At 73.9% G+C, this 19,008-nt stretch carries 11 protein-coding genes and 2 pseudogenes; 9 read left to right on the top strand and 4 right to left on the bottom strand.

What is annotated here, in order from left to right; translation table 11 throughout:
* Nucleotides 1–194 precede the first annotated feature (194 nt).
* Complete coding sequence (locus AB0O19_RS02240) at nt 195–6,389, top strand: DNRLRE domain-containing protein (protein WP_363617085.1); 6,195 nt, start codon at nt 195–197, stop codon at nt 6,387–6,389.
* Between the two features lie 110 nt (nt 6,390–6,499).
* On the opposite strand, the pseudogene AB0O19_RS02235 reads toward AB0O19_RS02240, so the two are convergent.
* Nucleotides 6,500–6,733: pseudogene (locus AB0O19_RS02235) on the bottom strand (alpha/beta hydrolase); the annotation flags it as partial.
* Between the two features lie 239 nt (nt 6,734–6,972).
* Between AB0O19_RS02235 and AB0O19_RS02230 the strand changes: the two are divergent.
* A pseudogene (locus AB0O19_RS02230) lies at nt 6,973–7,122 on the top strand (SAM-dependent methyltransferase); the annotation flags it as partial.
* Nucleotides 7,123–7,219: 97 nt separating this feature from the next.
* On the opposite strand, the gene AB0O19_RS02225 reads toward AB0O19_RS02230, so the two are convergent.
* Nucleotides 7,220–8,821, bottom strand: coding sequence for an ABC-F family ATP-binding cassette domain-containing protein (locus tag AB0O19_RS02225; protein WP_363617083.1), 1,602 nt, complete (start codon nt 8,819–8,821; stop codon nt 7,220–7,222).
* Nucleotides 8,822–9,051: 230 nt separating this feature from the next.
* On the opposite strand from AB0O19_RS02225, the gene AB0O19_RS02220 reads away from it, so the two are divergent.
* Entirely contained in the window at nt 9,052–9,975 is a 924-nt protein-coding gene (locus AB0O19_RS02220) for an alpha-L-glutamate ligase (protein WP_363617081.1), read from the top strand.
* Nucleotides 9,976–10,072: 97 nt separating this feature from the next.
* On the opposite strand, the gene AB0O19_RS02215 is transcribed toward AB0O19_RS02220, so the two are convergent.
* Complete coding sequence (locus tag AB0O19_RS02215) at nt 10,073–11,410, bottom strand: FAD-dependent monooxygenase (RefSeq protein ID WP_363617080.1); 1,338 nt, start codon at nt 11,408–11,410, stop codon at nt 10,073–10,075.
* A gap of 458 nt (nt 11,411–11,868) precedes the next feature.
* Between AB0O19_RS02215 and AB0O19_RS02210 the strand changes: the two genes are divergently transcribed.
* The 3 genes from AB0O19_RS02210 (at nt 11,869) to AB0O19_RS02200 (ending at nt 16,299) form a co-directional block, all read left to right on the top strand.
* The gene (locus tag AB0O19_RS02210; protein ID WP_363617078.1) at nt 11,869–13,038 is read left to right on the top strand and encodes a magnesium and cobalt transport protein CorA; all 1,170 of its coding nucleotides are present in this window, start codon (nt 11,869–11,871) and stop codon (nt 13,036–13,038) included.
* A gap of 452 nt (nt 13,039–13,490) precedes the next feature.
* Entirely contained in the window at nt 13,491–14,312 is an 822-nt protein-coding gene (locus tag AB0O19_RS02205) for an SDR family NAD(P)-dependent oxidoreductase (protein WP_363582675.1), read from the top strand.
* A gap of 391 nt (nt 14,313–14,703) precedes the next feature.
* Complete coding sequence (locus tag AB0O19_RS02200; RefSeq protein ID WP_363617076.1) at nt 14,704–16,299, top strand: hypothetical protein; 1,596 nt, start codon at nt 14,704–14,706, stop codon at nt 16,297–16,299.
* A gap of 126 nt (nt 16,300–16,425) precedes the next feature.
* Here AB0O19_RS02200 and AB0O19_RS02195 read toward each other — a convergent pair whose 3' ends face one another.
* The gene (locus tag AB0O19_RS02195) at nt 16,426–16,782 is read right to left on the bottom strand and encodes a hypothetical protein (RefSeq protein ID WP_363617074.1); all 357 of its coding nucleotides are present in this window, start codon (nt 16,780–16,782) and stop codon (nt 16,426–16,428) included.
* A gap of 95 nt (nt 16,783–16,877) precedes the next feature.
* On the opposite strand from AB0O19_RS02195, the gene AB0O19_RS02190 reads away from it, so the two are divergent.
* From AB0O19_RS02190 to AB0O19_RS02180, 3 genes are all read left to right on the top strand, one after another.
* Entirely contained in the window at nt 16,878–17,474 is a 597-nt protein-coding gene (locus AB0O19_RS02190; RefSeq protein WP_063350727.1) for a helix-turn-helix transcriptional regulator, read from the top strand.
* Between the two features lie 68 nt (nt 17,475–17,542).
* Complete coding sequence (gene lepB, locus AB0O19_RS02185) at nt 17,543–18,559, top strand: signal peptidase I (RefSeq protein WP_363617072.1); 1,017 nt, start codon at nt 17,543–17,545, stop codon at nt 18,557–18,559.
* 136 nt (nt 18,560–18,695) lie between these two features.
* The gene (locus tag AB0O19_RS02180; protein ID WP_363617070.1) at nt 18,696–18,944 is read left to right on the top strand and encodes a hypothetical protein; all 249 of its coding nucleotides are present in this window, start codon (nt 18,696–18,698) and stop codon (nt 18,942–18,944) included.
* The last annotated feature ends 64 nt before the right edge of the window (nt 18,945–19,008 follow it).

The following is a 19,008-nucleotide window of genomic DNA, read 5'->3' as shown; positions in this document are numbered from 1 at the left end:
TCGATCGATTTCGACCGCCTGGCAATTTGGCTGATTCATTGCGATTGCTTTACTTCGCCATGACTCTCATGGGCTCGTCATGTCGATCCTTCCTCTCTCCTCCAACGACCGGCCCTCCCGAACCGCCGGCCCTCACCCGACGAACCGTCGACACCACAAAGAACCGTCACCCACACAGACCATCGAGGAGTTCCATGCCACGCCCCACGGGCGAACCGCCACGGCACCGGGCCGCAACCGGCGCGCCGTCCCCCTTGCCGACCCGCCGCCGTACCGCGCTGCGCAACACCGCCGTCGCCCTGGCCGTGGTGCTCGCCGCCGAGTCGGCCGTCGTCATCATGACGACCGGTCAGGCCGTCGCCGTCACCACGGAGCAGGCCCCGCGGCCCACCCGGTCCCTGGGCCCGGCCGAGGCCAAGGACCTCGCCACCGCCCACCTCAAGGCCCGGCTGGAGGACCGTCGGATCGAGGTGGTCGACGAGCGTACCGAGTCCACCACCACCTGGATCAACCCGGACGGCACCACCACCCTGGACGTCGCCTCCGGGCCGGTCCGCTACCAGGACGCGGCCGGTCGCCTGCAGCCGATCGACGTCGACCTCGCCCGCCAGCCTGACGGCAGCGTCAAGGCCAAGGGCCACCCGCTCAACCTCGCCCTGGCCGGCGCCACCCCGCCCGCCGCCGTGTCGGCGTTCAAGGCCGCCGGTGCCCAGGCCGGGGACCAGAAGGCCCCGAGCACCCCGCTGGTGTCGCTGGACAACGGCAACGGCACCGCCATGTCGCTGTCCTGGCGCGGCGCCCTGCCCGCCCCCACGCTGGACGGCGCCCGCGCCCGGTACGCGGACGCGCTCACCGCCACCGACCTCGTCATCGAGTCCACCCGCACCGGCTTCGAGCAGTTCCTGGAGCTCAAGGACCGCTCGGCGGTGGCCGCCAACGGCAGCGTCACGCTCACCCTCGACGCGGACGGCCTCCGGGCCCGGCAGAACCCGGACGGCTCGGTGTCGTTCCTCGACCCGAAGACCGGCCAGGAGGCCGGCCAGCTCCCGGCGCCGGTGATGTGGGACGCGCAGGTCGACGAGCGCAGCGGCGAGCACACCCGCACCGCGCCGGTCGGGCTGAAGGTCACCCAGGACGGCGACGCGATCGATCTGACGCTCACCCCGGACGCCGCCTTCCTGACCGACCCGAGGACCGTCTACCCGGTGACCGTCGACCCCGCGGTCAACATCGGCGTCGGCTTCGACACCTTCGTGCAGCAGGGTTACGGCACCGACGTCTCCGCGCAGACCGAGCTGAAGCTGGGCAACAACGGCTCCGGCCAGGTGGCCCGCTCCTTCCTGCAGTTCCCGATGGCGAAGATCAGCGGGAAGCAGATCACCGGCGGCAAGCTCAACCTGTGGAACTTCCACAGCTGGTCCTGCACGGCGAAGAGCTGGGAGGTCTGGGACACCGGCAGCGCCACCACCGCCACCCGCTGGACGGCGCAGCCCAACTGGAACCGCAAGTGGGCCACCTCCACCGCGACCAAGGGCTACTCAAGCTCCTGCAACGACGGCTGGGTGAACCAGGACATCACCGCCCTGGTCAAGGCCTGGGCCGGGAACGGCAACGCCAACAACACCCTGGGCATCCGGGCCACCGACGAGGCCGACCCATACGGCTGGAAGAAGTTCAACTCCGGCAACGCGTCGTCCAACACCCCGTACCTGTCGGTGACGTACAACACCCCGCCGGCGGTCTCCACCCTGGTCTCCCCGGCGAACGCCGCGCTGACCAACGAGGCCAGGCCGACGCTGTCCGCCAAGGCGACCGACCCGGACGGCGGGAACATCGCCCTGGACTTCGAGGTCTGGACGTCCACCGGCACCGCGGCGCTCCAGTCCGGCCGGACCGGCCTCGCCGCCTCCGGCTCGACCTTCACCTGGACGCCGGGCACCGCGCTGGTGCCGGGCGCCTACAAGTGGCGCTCGCGGTCCTGGGACGGCACCGCCAACAGCGCGTGGTCGGGCTTCCGCACCTTCACCGTGGACACCACGGCGCCGGGCGCCACCACCGTCTCCTCCACGGACTTCCCGGCCGGCCAGTGGGCGGGCTCCCCGGACGCGAACGGCGACTACAGCGGCACCTTCACCTTCACCCCGCCGACCAGCGACGTGAAGGACGTCCAGTACCGGCTGGACGGCGGCGCCTGGGCGACGGTGGCGACCACCGGCGCGCCGGTCTCGGCCAAGCTCACCTTCAAGGCCGGGGCGCACAAGGTCACCGCGCACACCCGCGACGCGGCGGGCAACGTCTCCGCCGACAAGACCCACGCCTTCTACGCGGGCAAGGGCTCCGCCCTGGTGGCCCCGGGCCCCGGCGAGCGCCCGGCCCGCCGCACCTCGCTCCAGGCGGAGGGCAACAGCACCTACACCGGCGTGCGCTACCAGTACCGCCGCGGTGAGACCGACGCCTGGAAGGACGTGCCGGTCGCCAACGTCGCCACCACCGACGGCAAGCCGGTGGCCGCCTGGCCGTTCGCCGCCTCCGCCGGCAAGCCGGCCGCGCTGACCTGGAACATCACCGACACCCTGGCCGAGAACGGCCCGGTGGACGTGCGCGCAGTGTTCACCGACGGCACCGCCACCGACGCCACCGAGCCGACCACCGTCACGGTCGACCGGCACGCCGGCGACGCCCCCGAGACCCCGGTCGGCCCCGGCCAGGTCAACACCCTCACCGGTGACCTCACGCTCTCGGCCACCGACGCCCAGGGCTTCGGCCTGAGCGCCGAGCGCTCGTTCTCCTCCCGCCGGCCGCTCAACGGCTCGGCCCAGGAGGGCCAGGCGGCGATCTTCGGCCCGCAGTGGAGCTCCGGCACCACCGCCGAACTCACCGAGACCGCCTACTCCTACGTCCGCCAGACCTCTCCGACCTCGGTGTCGGTGGTCTCCTCGGCCGGCGGTGAGATCGGCTTCACCGCGACCGGCGCGGGCGGCTGGAAGCCGGAGCCGGGCGCGGCGGACCTCACCCTGAGCGGTGCGTTCACCGGCGCCTTCACGCTGAAGGACACCGCCGGTACCACCGTCACCTTCGGCAAGGTCGACCCGGCGGCCACCACCTGGCAGGCCACCGGCTCCTCGCTGCCCAGCGCCGACTCCACCACCTCCGTGGTCTCGGAGAAGGTCGTGGCCGGCGGCCGGACGCTGGCCCGCCCCAAGTACGTCATCGCGCCGACCGCCGGGACCGCCTCCGCCGACTGCGCCGCCGCGCCCGCCACCGCCGGCTGCCGCGTTCTGGAGTACGTCTACGCCACCGCCACCACCGCCACCCCGGCCGCCCTGGGCGACGTGGCCGGCCAGGTGAAGCAGATCCGGCTGTGGTCCACCGAGCCCGCCGCGAGCAGCGCCACCCCCGTGGCCGTCTCCCAGTACGCCTACGACGAGCAGGGCCGCCTGCGCGAGGTCTGGGACCCGCTGATCAGTCCCGCGCTGAAGACCGTCTACACCTACGACGCCGCCGGCCGGGTCGCCACCGAGGCCCAGCCCGGAGAGTTGCCCTGGACGCTGGAGTACGGCAAGGCCGGCAACGCCGCCACCGCAGGCGAGGGCATGCTGCTGGCCGCCTCCCGGGCGACCCTCAAGCAGGGCAGCAAGGACGTCACCGACGGCACCGCGACCACCTCGATGGTGTACGACGTGCCGCTGTCGGGCGCCAACGCCCCGTACCCGCTGGGCCCCTCCGACGTCGCCGCCTGGGGCCAGAGCGACGCCCCGACCGACGCCACCGCCGTACTGCCGCCCGACGCCGTACCGGCGGGCCACGACGGCAAGGCCCTCGGCACCGCCGCCTACGCCCGCGCCTCGGTGACCTACACCAACGCCTCCGGGCGCGAGGTCAACATCGCTACCCCCGGCGGCGGAATCGTCACCACCGAGTACAACGCCCACGGCAGCCCGGTGCGAACCCTCTCGGCCGAGAACCGTATCCTGGCCCTGGCCGCCACCGGTGAGGGCCTGGGCAAACTGCGCGCCCTCGGCATCGCCGGCCGCTCCACCGCCGACCGCGCCCAGATGCTGTCCGCCCTGTCGGTGTACTCGGCGGACGGCAAGCGACTGGTCGAGCAGTACGACCCGCTGCAGCTCGTCACCCTGGAGCACGACCTGGCGGCCTCCGGCACCAGCCCCGCCCTGGTCGCGGGCGACGAGGTCCCGGCCCGCGCCCACACCGTCACCACCCACGACGAGAACCGCCCGGCGAACGCCGCGGTCAGTGACCGGGAGACCTCGGTCGCGGTCGGCGCCAGGATCGAGGGCTACGCCGCCGACGCGGACGTGCGCACCACCGCCACCGGCTACGACTGGGCCCAGGGCCTGCCCACCCGGTCCGTCCAGGACCCGATGGGTCTGAAGATCACCACCGCCACCGGCTACGACGCGAGCGGCCGCGTGGTCTCGCAGTCCCGCCCGAACTCCGACGGCTCGGACGCGGGCACCACCGTCACCACCTACTACGGCACCGGCGCCACCGGCTCGTGCGCGGGTCGCCCGGAATGGGCCGGGCTGGTCTGCTCCACCGCCCCGGCCGCGGCGGTCACCGGAGGCAGCGCCCCCGCGCAGCTGCCGACCAAGACGTACCAGTACGACCGCTGGGGCAACGTCACCGTCCTCACCGAGTCCGCCAACGGCGTCACCCGCACCACCACCCGGACCTACGACGGCGCCGGTCGCCCGACCAAGGTCTCCGTGACGGGCGGCACCGGCACCGCCGTGCCCGACACCGTGTACGGCTACGACCAGGCCACCGGCCAGCCGTCGACCACCGGCAACGGGACGGCGACCGTCACCCAGGGCTACGACCGGCTCGGCCGCCCCGTCTCCTACGACGACGGCGCCGGGAGCGTCACCACCACCGAGTACGACCGGCTCGACCGGGTGGTGAAGAAGTCCGACTCGGTGCCCTCCACCGTCACCTACGGCTACGACACCGCCAAGGACCCGCGCGGCCTGCCCACCAGCATGACCGATTCGGTCGCGGGCACCTTCACCGCCGGCTACGACGTCGAGGGCCGCCTGGTCTCCCAGACGCTGCCCGGCGGCAACACCCTCACCAGCTCCTACGACAGCCGGGGCATCCAGACCGGCAAGACCTACGCCACCCAGGCCGGGACCGTCCTGCTCGCCGACACCGCCGGCTTCACCGTCCACGGGCAGCAGGCCGGACGCACCCAGACCGACGGCAACAGCACCAGCGAGGACTACACCTACGACGCCGCCGGCCGCCTGTTGAAGGCCGTCTCCGGCAACGGCCTGGACTGCGCCACACGCAGCTACGCATTCGACCGGAGCAGCAACCGCACCAAGCGCACCACGGTCGGCGACGACTGCGACCCGGCCACCGCCGACGCCGTCACCACCGCCGAGAACCACGGCTACGACGCCGCGGACCGGATCACCGACCCCGGTTACGCGTACGACGCCTTCGGCCGCACCACCACGCTGCCCCGGGGCACCCAGCTGAGCTACCACGCCACCGACCTGATCCGCAGCGAGACGCTCGGCGGAACCCGCAAGACCTGGGACCTGGACGCCGCGGGCCGCCTCGCGACGGCCACCACGGAGACCAGGGGCGAGGACGGCACCTGGACCGTCACGGCCCGGGCCACCCACCACTACGACGGCACCGACGACAAGCCGACCTGGACCAGCGAGGTCAACGGCAAGCTCACCCGCAACGTCACGGACCTCGGCGGTCAGCTCGTGGCCGCCACAGGTACCGACGGCGGCGCGGTCCTGGTCCTCACCAACCTGCACGGCGACGCCTCGGTCCAGATGTCGCCCGACGGCACCCAGGACCTCGCCGTCTACCACTACGACGAGTACGGCAACGTCGCCGACGCCACCGGCACCACCGAGTACGGCTGGCACGGCGGGGAACTGCGGGCCAGCGACTCGCTCAGCGGCCTGATCCTCATGGGGGTCCGGGTCTACGACCCGGCCACCGGCCGCTTCCTCCAGACCGACCCGGTCCTGGAGGGCTCGCCGAACGCCTACGGCTACCCGGTCGACCCGATCACCATGGCCGACCTCGACGGTCTGCGCTGGCTGAAGAGTTGGAACGCCACCATGAGCAAGGCGGGCGCCGCCCGCGTCGCCAAGCTGCTGAAGAACACCGGCTCGATCAGCAGCATCATCGGCCTGATCGTCGGACTCTTCCCGCACTTCGTGGCGAAGATCATCGGCGGCATCCTCAAGGCACTCGGCTTCCTGGTCAAGAGCATGGGCAAGGGGATCGCGGAGGCCAACAACCGCCGGGGCAGCAAGGGGGTGATCCTCACCCTCGGCATCTGGCAGAAGCACTACTGGACGCTGCCGTACCCTCGGAGCGAGATCAAGACCAGGTACTGAGCCCGCGTCCGGACCCGACCCGACCCGACCGGGCCGGGTCCGGACGCACCGCACCACGACGCTCCGCACCAGCAGGCCGGCCGGCCCGGGGATGCCCCCGGGCCGGCCGCCTCGACGTACTCGGCGGACGGCAGTGCCCGGCGGAAGGGCCGTCCGGTGTTGTCGACGGGCAGGATGCGGTCGCCGGTGCCGTGCAGGATCGGGACCGGTACGTCGATGCGTGCGATGTCGGCGCGGAAGTCTGTGTACCAGGTGGAAGGTGCGGCGGAGACGACGTAGGAGCCCCCGGCGGCCGCAGTGTTCCAGCTGTTGCGGACGGCCTCCTCGCTTGGCCTTGTCCTGAGTGGCGAAGCCGGATTCCTCCGTCTGGCGTCCTGCCGCGTTGCGGTACCTGATCTTGTACTCGTGCGGGTACTTGCTCCAGCGGGACTCGGGGTGCTCGCACTCCTTGCAGAAGCTGCCCATGCCGCGGGTGAGGCCTGTGGTCGCGATGGTGGTTGGAACCTCCGGGAGTCTTGCTGACCTTTTGCTGACTCCGGATGGTCGATCATGCCCCTGAGCTGGGCGGAAACGTCAGTCCCGCCATATCCTGCGGAAGGTGATCTGGATGGTCCCGGGCTTCACCGTGGCGGCCTACCTGGACCGGCTGCGCGAACTGGACGCCCTGATCCGGGCGGAGGGGCCGTTCGTCGCCCACTCCGCGCGCTTCCTGATCGAGGCGCGCAGGCCGTAGGGCGGTTCAGGCCCGGCTGCGCCCCGCCGGGGAGACCGGCGGGGCGCAGCCGCGCTGGCAGGTGGCGCTGTCACGCGACGGCGTCAGGCGGCGCCGCTCACGCCAGGGCGACCAGCTCCAGGTAGGAGTCGTGCCACAGGTCCTCGTCGCCGTCGGGGAGGAGCAGGACGCGGTCGGGTCGCAGGGCCTCGATGGCACCCGGGTCGTGGGTGACCATCACGATCGCGCCCGGGTAGGTGCCGACCGCCGCCAGCACCTCCGCCCGGGAGGCCGGGTCGAGGTTGTTGGTGGGCTCGTCGAGCAGCAGGACGTTGGCGCCGGAGTGGACCAGGCCGGCCAGCGCCAGCCGGGTCTTCTCACCGCCCGAGAGGACCCCGGCCGACTTGTCGGCGTCGTCGCCGCGGAACAGGAACGCGCCGAGGACGTGCCGCAGTTCGCCGTCGCTCAGGTGGGGCGCGGCCTGGGCGAGGTTGTCGCGGACGCTGCGCGCCGGGTCGAGGGTGTCGTGCTCCTGCGCGAAGTAGCCGAGCCGCAGGCCCGGGCCGGTCACCACCCGCCCGGTGTCGGGGCTCTCGTGGCCGGCCAGGACGCGCAGCAGGGTGGTCTTGCCGGCCCCGTTCAGGCCGAGCACGACCATCCGGCTGCCCCGGTCGACGGCCAGGTCGAGGCCGGTGAGCACCGGGCGGCCGGCGTAGGCCTTGGCGAGGCTGATCGCGCCGAGCGGCATCCGGCCGCAGGGGGCGGGTTCGGGCAGCCGGATCCGGGCCGTCCGTTCGGCCTGCCGGGCGGGTTCGAGGTCGGCGAGCATCCGGTCGGCGCGGCGGGCCATGCTGCGGGCGCTGGTGGCGGTGGCGACGTTGGCCCGCATCCGGTCGGCCTGGGCGTGCAGGGCGGCGGCCTTGCGTTCGGCGTTGGCCCGTTCCCTGGTGCGACGGCGCTCGTCGGCGGCGCGCTGGTCGAGGTAGGCCCGCCAGCCGGTGTTGTGGACGTCGATCGCGGCGCGCTGCGGGTCGAGGTGGAAGACCCGGTTGACGGTGTCGGCGAGCAGGCCGAGGTCGTGGCTGATCAGGACCAGCCCGCCCTGGTGGGACGCGAGGAAGCCGCGCAGCCAGGCGACGGAGTCGGCGTCGAGGTGGTTGGTGGGTTCGTCGAGCAGTAGGGTGCCGTGGTCGGCGAAGAGGATCCGGGCCAGCTCGACCCGGCGGCGCTGGCCGCCGGAGAGGGTGCCGACCGGGGTGTCCATGACCCGGGCGGGCAGCCCGAGGCCGGCTGCGACCCGGGCGGCCTCGGCCTCGGCCGCGTAGCCGCCCCGGGACTGGAACTCGGCCTCGGCGCGAACGTAGACGTCCATCGCCCGGCGCTGGTCGTGCGGTCCGTCGGCCTGCGCCATCGCCTCCTCGGCGGCGCGCAGCGCGCGGACGGCGGTGGCCAGGCCGCGGGCGGACAGGATGCGGTCGGTGACGGTGGCGGACGGGTCGGCGGCGCGGGAGTCCTGCGGGAGGTAGCCGACGGGGCCGGTGCGGGTGACCGTCCCGGCGGCGGGCGGCAGCTGTCCGGCGAGGGTGGCGAGCAGGGTGGTCTTGCCGGCGCCGTTGCGGCCGACCAGGCCGATCCGGTCGCCGGGGGCGATGTGGACGGTGATGTCGGACAGCAGGAGGCGGGCGCCGACGCGCAGGTCGACACCACGGGTGGTGATCATGGGATAGCGCTCCGAAACAGCGAACGGACACACGGGTGGTGTGGAGGCGGGTCCGTCGGCTAGGAAATTCGGGGCGTAGACATGTGGCCAGGGTAGCGGGGCGGGTGGAGCGTCCGCACCCGAATTACCGGGGGAGCGCACCGCGTCCGCGCGGGTTTCGGCCAGTGGGGCGGGTGTTGGCTCGTGGGGCCCCCTTGCCGGGGCGCGGACCCCGCGCTTCCATGACCCGCATGGGTCGACGTGAGCTCGTTCTCCTGACTGATCACAGTTCGACCGAAGGAAGCCGGGACGTCCTCGTCGCCGCCGCCCGGGCCGTCACCGGCCGGGCGCCCGTGCTGCTCGACGCCCGGCACTTCATGACCGGCGGGGGCGGCCGGATCCGCCCCGACGACGAGGGCGGGCTGCGCCTGGAGGCGGACGGCCGCAGCGTGGCGGCCGACGCCGTCGTGGTCTACGAGATCCCGCCGCACCGGCGGCGCGACTTCGCGCCCTTCCAGCGGCTGCTGGGCGCGCACGGTGCCCGCTCACTCGGAACCGATGTGCAGGCCTGGCGGGCGGCCACCGAGAAGGACCTCACGGTGGCCCGCTTCACCCGCGACGGCGTCGCGCACATGCCGACCGTCTCGCTGTCCCGGCCGAGCCCGCGGGCCGCCGCCGAGGCCTTCGACCGGCTCGGCGGCGACGTCTGGGCCCGGCCCTGCGTCGGGATGGGCGGCGACGACGTCTTCCACGTCACCACCCACGCCCAACTCGCCTCCGCCGCACGGCACTACGAGCACGACGGGGCGGACTGGCTGATCGCCCGGGACGCCCGCAACTTCACCCCGGACGGCCGCCGCCACCAGTACCGGGTGGTGGTGCTCGACGGCCGGGTGGTCCGGGTCGTCGAACACGTGCAGGCGGATCCGGACGCCCCCTGCAACGAGAGCCGCGGCGCCGTCTCCGCCCCGCTCGCCGCCGCCGAACTGCCCCGGGGGCTCGCGGACCTGGCGATCCGCGCGGTCGCCTGCCTGGGCCTGCCGCTGGCCGGTGTCGACCTCGCCGCCGAGAGCGGCGGCGTGGTCTTCGAGGTCAACGTCCACCCGGCGTTCGGCCGCGGCGCCCTGGAGCAGGTCGCCGTGCCGTACGTGGCCGCGCACCTGGAGCCCGTCTGACGGTTCCGGCGGGGCGCACGGCGGTCCGGGCGCGCCCCTGGTCGGCAGCCCGCGCGGAGCAGGCCGGCTCTCCTCGCCCGAGGGCGCCCCCGGCCGGTCAGCTCCGCAGGATGGCGGCGAGGAGCGACGGGCGGAACAGCAGCGTCGGCGGGGCGACCAGCGACATCACCTCGTGGAACGCGGCGGTGACCGCCGGGTCGTGGGCGGCGCCGGCCAGCACCTTGTCGAGGAAGCGGTGCTGGAACGCGAGGAGGGCGCCGGAGGGACCGCCGGTGGTGGCGGCGAAGCGGACGTCCTCGGTGCAGGACATCACCCACGGGTTCTTGGAGACGGCCGCGATCGCACGCCGGGCGTCCCGGGCCGTGGCGTGGCCGATGCCGCCGTGGCGCAGGGCGGTGCGGCGCAGCTCGCGGGCGCAGAACAGGGCGACGGTGACGCCCTGCCCGTACACCGGGTTGAAGGTGCTGGCGGCGTCGCCGACCACCACCAGGCCGTCCGGGGCGCTGCGTTCGTAGTGTCGCCGGATGCCGGGGCCGGGGACGAAGCCGCGCACCTCGCCGGCCGGCTCGGCCTGCTGGAGCGCCTCGCGGATGCTCGGGTCGCGCAGCCGGGCCAGTTGCTTGGTGAACCCGGCTTCGCCGGGCTCGGGTTCGGCGCCGCGCATGCCGGCGACGCTGACGATCCAGCGGTCGCCCTCGACCGGCAGCAGTACGCCCAGATGGGGCGCGTCGGGGGCCTTGGTCTGCAGGTATATCGCCTTGTAGCCGATGTCGACGCCGGCCGGGCGGTGGAACAGCCGGGAGGAGTACGCGACGCCCGCGTCCACCCGCTCCTCGGGCACCGGCGGGTGGCCCAGCTCCGCCAGCCAGTCCGGCACCGAGGTCGTGCGGCCGGCCGCGTCCACCACCAACTCGGCCGGGATCTCCCGGACTTCGCCGCGCTCTGGCCCGCGGTCGCGGACCTTGACGCCGGTCACCGTGCGGGCCGACCCGAGCAGGCCGACCACGTCGGCGCCTTCCAGGAACTCGATCGTGGGATCGGCGCGGGCCCGGTCCAGCACCGCCTTGTCCAGCACCGGCCGGGTGCAGGAGAGGAAGGCGAGCTGCGCCGGGTACTGCGCCATCCACCCCGCCGAGCTGAGCCACTTCAGATCGCCCGAGACGGCGACCCTCATCGCGCCCGCCTCCGTGAGCTCCTTCTTGATGCCGGGCATCATCTCCTCCAGCGCCCGGTGCCCGGCCTCCAGCACCAGGTGCGCGTGTCGGCCCTGCGGCACCCCGGCCCGGAACGTGGGCTCCGCCGGGTAGCGGTCCCGCTCCACCACCACGATCCGCTCGGCGAACCCGCGCAGGGCCCAGGCCGCCACCGTGCCGGCCAGTCCGCCGCCGATCACCACCGCCGTGCCCCGCCCGGGGGCCGTTTCCGAAGAAGTCATGACACGTAGCGTAGTCGGGCGGTGGCGGCCCCGTAGTCGCATCGGCGGGACGAACGGGCAGGGTGCGGGCGGCCGTTGGAGCCCGAACGCGCCGGGCGCACGACCGGCCCGGAACGTTGCCGCGCGGGCCCCCGGGGGCGGGCGGTGGGAGGCACCCGGGAGCGGGTACTACACTCGGCGGGAGTTGTGCAGGCCCCCCTTTCGGTGCGCGGGCGCGCGGAGCCGAGGAGGTGAGAGCCGTGGAGTGCAGTAGTCCGGGTCGAAGTCGGCCCCGCCCCCGGTTGTCCCGCACCATTCGCGGCACCCGGCGTTCCTCCTCCCGTACGGCTCCCGCGCGGCGCTGACCTCGTCCTCGACGAGGTGCCGCCGGTCGCGCCGTGCGCGTGGTGGCCGGCCGGGCGCCTCCGGCCCGCCGTCCCCGGACGGCGGCCCGGGCACCCACCGTGGAGGTATCCGCCATGTCCGACTGGCGTGTGCGCGCCGTGCGCGCGAGCAAGCGTCCGTTCTCCCGCCCCGCCGGGGGCTCCGGCCCCGTCGACACGCAGCCGGCGCCGGAGCACTCGATGGATCCGCGGCCCGACCAGCCCGTCGAGCCGGTCACCCTGGAACGCTCGGTGGTGGACGCGGCGGTCTACCGGGACGGGCGGCGGATCGACGCACCGGCGAACCTCGCCGACATCTACCGCGAACTGCCCGACCGGCCCGGCGCGATGGCCTGGATCGGCCTGTACCGCCCGGCCGAGGCGCAGCTGCTGGAGGCGGCGGACCGGTTCAACCTGCACGAACTGGCCGTCGAGGACGCCATCGTCGCCCACCAGCGGCCGAAGCTGGAGCGCTACGGCGACACGCTGTTCGTGGTGCTGCGCGCCGCGCGCTACCTGGACGAGGCGGAGGAGGTCGACTTCGGCGAGATCCACCTCTTCGTGGGCCCCGACTTCGTGCTCACCGTCCGCCACTCCCAGGCGCCGGACCTGTCCGCGGTGCGCCGCCGCCTGGAGACGGACCCGGACCTGCTCGCGCTCGGCCCGGAGGCGGTGCTGTACGCGGTGCTGGACGCGGTGGTGGACGGTTACGCGCCGGTGATCGCCGGGCTCCAGCACGACATCGACGAGATCGAGACGGAGGTGTTCGGCGGCGACCCGCAGGTCTCCCGGCGCATCTACGAGCTGTCCCGCGAGGTGATCGAGCTCCAGCGGGCGACCCGGCCGCTGCTGGAGATCATGAGGAGCCTGGAGGCGGGCTTCGGCAAGTACGGCACCGACGACGAGCTGCAGCGCTACCTGCGCGACGTCGCCGACCACGCCACCTACGCCGCCGAGCGGGTGGACGGCTTCCGGCAGATGCTGCAGAACATCCTGACCGTGAACGCGACGCTGGTCTCGCAGCGGCAGAACGAGGAGATGAAGCAGCTCGCCGAGGCGGGGCACGTGCAGAACGACGAGATCAAGAAGATCTCCTCCTGGGCGGCGATCCTCTTCGCGCCGACGCTGATCGGCACCGTCTACGGGATGAACTTCGAGATCATGCCGGAGCTCAAGTGGGCGTTCGGCTACCCGTTCGCGATCGGGCTGATGGCGCTGGTCTGCACCGGGCTGTACGTGGTCTTCAAGCGCCGCAACTGGCTCTGACAGCGGGGCGGGGCGGGGCGCGGCGCGGTCGGCTCGGGCGCGGTGCTCGCGACCGGCTCCGCCGTGCGCCGAAATCCGGTGCGGGTTGACCGGCGGCGGCAACCGGCGCCGGCCGCACGGGTGTTCGCCCGGCGTCAGGGATTCGTCAGGGCGGCGGCGTGGCGCTTGCCCCGGTCCGCGCCCGCCGGTTGGATGAGGAGCATGAACCGCCCGGCACGCCACCACGACCGCCCGCCGCATCCGCGGCCGCCGGTCCGCGTCGCCGCGGCCGCCATCGCCGTGCGCTGATCCGCGCCTCCCCGCCGGAGGGCACGGCACGTGCCGCGCCCCACCCCGTCGCCCGATCGGCGCGGGGTGTGGGCGGGCGCGCGAGTTCCGCATCTCATCAGGTCTTTTGAGCCCGCACCCCGGCCCGGACAGGGCCGGCGGTGCCCCGCACCCTGGGAACGGTCATGTCCGAATCCGCCCTGTCCGCTCGTACCGCCCTCGTCACCGGCGCCTCCTCCGGCATCGGCTGGGAGACCGCCCGGCTGCTCGCCGGGCTGGGCGCCACCGTGCTGGTGCACGCCCGGACCACCCCGGAGGCCGAGGCGGCCGTCGCCCGGCTGGTCGACGCCGGCGCCCGCCGGGACCAACTCGTCGAGCTGGCAGCCGACTTCACCCGCCTCTCGGAGGTCGCGGTGCTGGCCGGCACGGTCGTCAAGCACTACCCGGCGCTGGACCTGCTGGTCAACAACGCCGCCGCGATGGCGCCCGAGCGCTGCACGTTGACCGACGACGGCAACGAGGTCTCGCTGCAGGTCAACTTCCTGGCCGCGCACCTGCTGGCCAGGCTGCTGAGGGCGCCGCTCTCGGCATCCGGCGACGCCCGGATCGTCAACGTCTCGTCCTCGCTGCACCGGACGGCGTCGATGAACTGGTCGGACCCGCACCGGGTGAAGAGGTACTCACGGGTGGCCGCGTACGCGCAGTCGCAGCTCGCGCTCACCATGGCGACCGCCGACATGGCCCCGGCCGGCTCCGGCATCACCGCCGTCAGCCTCAACCCGGGCCTGTGCGACACGGCGCTGCTGCCGCTGTACGGGCGGGCCGGCGCGCCGGCGGCGGAGGGTGCGGCGGCCGTCGTCCGGCTCTGCCTGCCGGACGTCGCGGTCGCCAACGGCGCCTACTACGACGGCGGTTCGGTGGCGCCGGTGGCGCAGGCCGCCCAGGAGGAGCGCTCGTTGAAGCGCCTGGTCAAGCTGGCGGACCAGTTGGTCGGCCAGGCCGCTTGAAGTCCTTCCCCGGAATCGGAGAGCACGCGATGTCCAAACGCGCCCGCAAGAAGAGGGCCCGGCGGAAGAACACGGCGAACCGCGGCCGCCGGGCCGGGCAGGGCTGACCCGCCCACCACCGCGGGCCACCGCCCATCGCCACCACCCATCACCACTCACCACCGTCGAGAACCGCCGCGAACCGCCGCGAACCGGCGGACACCGCCGGGCGCCGGGGACGGTCGCTAAGGATGCGTCAAGAACGGCGCCCGGCGGTGTCAAGGAGCCGTCAGGAGACGGCTTCCCGCGGGTGGCGCGGCACTAGCGTCGCCCGGCGGAGAGAAACGGTTCTGCTCCGGTTTCAGCAGGAAACCCCGGCGGACCGTCCAGCGGGGGAGAGGAACGTGCGGCCATGACCACCTCGGCAGCGGGCACGACGGACACCACGGGGGAGGCGGCCCCGGGGACGGAAACCGATCCGGCGGGGGAGCCGGCCCCAGCCGGACCAACGGCCAGGACAACGGCCCGGACAGCGACTCGGACAACGGCCGCCCCGACCCCCCGCCCGAGCGCCCTGGCCCGGCTCCGGCACGGCGCGCGGACGGTCGGCGGCCGCGCCTACTGGACCACCCCGCGCCTGGTCCGAGGCCTCACCGCGCTCAGCCTGGCCGCCCTGATCGGCCTCGGCGCGGCCGCCACCACCGTCCTCGGCGGGGCCCGCGACGGCACCGACACCATCGGCCACCGGGCCGCCCCGCAGGCCACCCGCGCCGCCGACCTCTACTTCGCGCTCAGCGACATGGACGCCCAGGCCGCCAACCTGCTGCTGGTCGGCGCCGACCCCGACTACACGACGCTGCGCAAGCAGACTCTCGACACCTACGAGCAGCGCCGTGCGCAGGCCGACGGCGACCTCCAGCAGGCCGCCCAGGCCGCCGCCGCCGACCCGGCCGGCCAGAGCGCCGTCCAGCAGGTGCTCGGCCGGCTCGGCAGCTACGAGGCCCTGGTGGCCCGCGCCCAGCTGCTGGAGGAGCAGGCCAAGGCCCCGGCCGGCCAGCCCTCGCCCGCCGCCCTGGACGCCTACCGCCAGGCCACCGACCTGCTGCGCCAACAGCTGCTGCCCGCCGCCGACCAGGTCACCGCCGCCAACGAGGCCACCGTCGAGCAGGTCTACACCGAGCGCCGCGACGCCCTCGGCAGCGGCTGGTGGTGGCTGCTCGCGGTCGGCCTGCTCGCACTCGCCGCGCTGCTCGGGCTCCAGCGCGTCCTGGCGGTGCGCTACCACCGCGTCGTCAACCCGGCGCTGGCCGCAGTCACGCTGCTCACCGGCGTCGTGCTGGCGATGGGCCTGCACCTGGTCAGCCGCGCCGACGACCACCTGGTGACCGCCAAGAGCAACGCCTACGACTCGGTGATCGCGCTCAGCCGCGCCCGTGCCGTCGCCTTCGACCTGAACGCCGACGAGAGCCGCTACCTCACCGACCCGTCCCGCGCGGCCGCCTACGAGCAGAGCTTCCTCGACAAGACCCAGGCGATCGCCCGCCTGGACGGCGCCACCCTCGCCGACTACAACGCCCAACTGGCGGCCGCCGCCGCCCGGCACCGCGCCGACCACGCGGCCGTCCCCTTCGGCGGCTACCTCGGCACCGAGCTGCACAACATCACCTTCCCCGGCGAGCAGGACGCCGCCGAGCGGGTGCTGGCCGCCTTCCAGCAGTACCAGCAGGACGACCGGAAGATCCGCGCGCTGCGCGACGAGGGCCGGCTCAAGGAGGCGGTGACGCTCAACACCGGCCTCTCCCAGGGGCAGTCCAACTACGACTTCGACCGGCTGAGCACGGCCATCGGGGACACCATCGCGGTCAACGCCGAGGCGATGGACTCGGCGGTCGCCGCGACCGACGGCGACCTCGACGCCAGCACGGCGGCCCTGGCCGCGGGGGCGCTGGCGGCGGCGCTCGCCCTCACCGCGCTGGGCGTCCGGCCGCGCCTGCGCGAGTACCGGTAGCCGCCGGCACCGACCCGCGGCGGGGCCCGGTGACGACGCACACCGCCACCGGGCCCCGCCGCGGGTCGGCCTGTCATGCCCCGGGCGGGCGTCGGCGGAGCCCCGGCGGGCTCCGGTGCCCCGGTCTCAGCCGGCGGCGAGCCGGTCGTACTCGGCGTCCGGGTCCAGCTGGCGCCGGTACTCGGCGTGCAGCCGGACGTCGCCGTCCGGCCCGGCCAGGCGGGCGAGCGGGCCCCGGACGCCCGGGAGCGGCCGGGCGCGCGGCCACTGCTGGGCGAGTACGGCGAGCGGGGTGCCGTCGCCGGAGCGCAGGATCCAGCTGGCGCGGCCGCCGCCGATCAGGGGCAGGTACGGCCGGGGGAGTCCGAGGGCGGCGAGCGCCTCCGGCAGGTCGAGGCCGTCGGGTAGGGCGAGCGCCGCGGCGTGCGGGGCGTCGGCGTCGTCGCCGGCCGCGACGCTGTCCCGGGTGAGGTGGATGCGCATGGCCGGACAGCATAGGGCGCGCGGACGGGCCCGCGCGCCCGTGCACCGGTGTGCCGGTTTGACAAACACCCTTGCCGTCCCGGCGAATGGCAGGCATGGCCGACGAAGACTTCGAGAACGTCCTCACCACGGTGGGCCCCCGGCTGCGCGCCCTGCGACGCGAGCGCGGCACCACCCTCGCCAAACTGGCCGCTGCCACCGGGATCTCTCTCAGCACGCTGTCCCGGTTGGAGTCCGGGCAGCGCAAGCCGACCCTGGAACTGCTGCTGCCGCTGGCCCGGGAGTACCGGGTGCCGCTGGACGAACTGGTCGGCGCCCCGGCCACCGGCGACCCCCGGGTCCATCCCCGCCCGGTGACCAGGAACGGCCAGACCATCATCCCGCTCACCCGCCACCTCGGCGGTCTGCACGCCTTCAAGCAGATCATGCCGCCCGGCCGGGGCACCGAGCCCGAGTTGGAGCTGAAGGTGCACGAGGGCCACGAGTGGCTGTACGTCCTGTCCGGCCGGCTGCGGTTGGTGCTCGGTTCGCACGACCTGGTGCTGACGGCCGGTGAGGCCGCCGAGTTCGACACCCGGACCCCGCACGCCTTCGGCAACGCCGGGCCGCAGCCGGTGGAGTTCCTCAGTCTGTTCGGTCCTCAGGGTGAGCGGATCCATGTCAGGGCGCGCCCGGGAACCTCCGTTCGGTAGGTTCGTTCCCTGACAGCGGGGGTTTTCCGTTCCGGTCTCCCGCCAGGCCGTCGGGAGGGGCCGAAAAGATGAGTGTCCAGCAGAGCACGGAGTCCGGCGAGAGCGGTGGAACCGGGGAGCGCGGTGCGGTGGGTGCGCCCGAAGTCCCGGGCGCGGAGGGGGCCCTCGGGGCCTCCGGCGGCGGATCCGGCCGGGCTGGCGGTGGTTCCGGCGGCGGCGACGGCAGCGGCGGCAGCGGTCCGACCGGTGGGGCCGACGGGACCGGCGGTGCGGAGCCGGACGCCAAGAGCGGGCGGAAGAAGCGCCCGTTCTGGCAGGAGCTCCCGATTCTGCTGGTGATCGCCCTGCTGCTCTCGCTCGGCATCAAGACCTTCTTCGTCCAGGCCTTCTCGATCCCCTCCGGTTCGATGGAGCAGACCCTGGCGATCGGCGACCGGGTGCTGGTCGACAAGTTGACGCCGTGGTTCGGCGCCGAGCCCGAGCGTGGCGAGGTGGTGGTCTTCCGTGATCCGGGCGGCTGGCTGGAGAGCGTGCCGACACATGCGGACGGCTCGGTCATGAGCTCGGTCCAGAAGGTGCTGAGCACCGTCGGCCTGATGCCCTCGGCGGACGAGAAGGACCTGATCAAGCGGGTGATCGCGGTCGGCGGGGACACCGTCGAGTGCAAGGCGGGCAGCCCGCTGAAGGTGAACGGCGTCGCGCTGGACGAGCCGTACCTGTTCCCCGGCTCGGCGCCCTGCGACCAGGACCCGGTGGGCACCGTCACCGTCCCCAAGGGCAAGCTCTGGGTGATGGGCGACCACCGCAACAACTCGCGGGACTCCCGCCCGCACCACAACGAGACCGGTGACGGCTTCGTGCCGGTGGGGAACGTGATCGGCCGGGCGTTCGTCGTCGCGTGGCCGCTCACGGACTGGTCCACCCTGCCCGTCCCGGACACCTTCGGCAAGGTGCCGGCGGGCTCGGGCTCAGGCGCGGCCGCGCCGGTGCAGGCGCCGTCGGCGCCGGACGCGCTCGGGCTGGCCGCCGTCGTGCCGTTCGCCCTGTGGCGCCGCCGCCGTGGCGCGCGCCGGAGCCGCCGCTGAGTCGGGTGAGGGCTTCGGCGGAACTCCTCCCGCCCTTCTCTACACGCCTGTAGAGTTTCAGGGGTGAGCTGCACGCCTGGTCGCGTGGCCGCCCGACCGGGGAGGCCGCGCACCGGTCGGGTCGGGAGGCGGAACCGTGGTGGAGAGTCGGCGCAGTCCTGTGGCCGTCGGGGAGCCGGCGGACCCGGACGTCCAGTGGGTGTACCAGCCGGTCGAGGTGGACCTCGGCGACGGCACCTGGGCGTCCGGGCGGATCAGCGGCTGGTGGCAGGACTCCGCCGGGCAGCGCTGGTGCCGGTTGCGGGTGAGCCGCAGCGGGCGGCCGGCGGGCTGGGAGCGGTTCGATCCGGCGCGGGTCCTGCTGCTGCCGGTCGCCGGGCTCTGAGGAGGCGTCGGCCGGTTCCGACGGGACCGGTTCCGATCGGCCCGGTACCGGCCTGATCGGTACC

It is taken from the genome of Kitasatospora sp. NPDC091276 (assembly GCF_040684355.1).
Classification (GTDB): Bacteria; Actinomycetota; Actinomycetes; order Streptomycetales; family Streptomycetaceae; genus Kitasatospora.
Note: the sequence above shows the minus strand (reverse complement) of the source record. Positions and strands in the feature narration are given on the sequence as shown.